Source organism: Streptomyces sp. AC627_RSS907 (genome assembly GCF_019049165.1).
On the sequence record NZ_JAGMUE010000487.1, the window covers coordinates 1 to 597 of the forward strand.

Here is a 597-nt window from a genome sequence, read left to right on the forward strand (position 1 = left end):
GACGTCAGCGGTCGCCCATCATGTACGTGGCGGCGGCTGACGCGGCCACGGAGGCCCGTGGGGGCGCCGCGGTCGCCGTAGGCAACGGGGGAAACGGGGGCACGGCGCACGGGGGAAGCGGCAACCGGGCCGAGGCGGAGTTCACCGCGTACGTCCAGGAGCGCCGCGCCTCCCTCTTCGCCACCGCCTACCACCTGACTGGTGACCGGTTCGAGGCGGAGGACCTGCTGCAGAGCGCGCTGTTCTCCACGTATCGGGCCTGGGACCGTATCAGTGACAAGGCAGCGGTCGGCGGATACCTCCGCCGCACCATGACGAACCTGCACATCAGTGCCTGGCGTCGTCGCAAGTTGAACGAGTACCCGACCGAGGAACTGCCCGAGACCGTCGGTGACCACGACGCGATGCGCGGCACCGAGCTGCGCGCCGTGTTGTGGCAGGCGCTGGCGCGGCTGCCCGAATTGCAGCGCACGATGCTCGTCCTGCGCTACTACGAGGGCCGCACCGACCCCGAGATCGCCGACATATTGGACATCAGCGTCGGCACGGTGAAGTCCAGCATCTGGCGTTCGCTGCGCCGACTGCGCAGCGACGAAA

1 protein-coding gene is annotated in these 597 nt (G+C 69.0%); it reads left to right on the top strand.

Going from position 1 to position 597, the window contains the following annotated elements; translation table 11 throughout:
- Positions 1-20 precede the first annotated feature (20 nt).
- A partial coding sequence (locus KUM32_RS36625; protein WP_254406652.1) for a SigE family RNA polymerase sigma factor occupies positions 21-597 on the top strand: 577 nt, incomplete at its 3' end.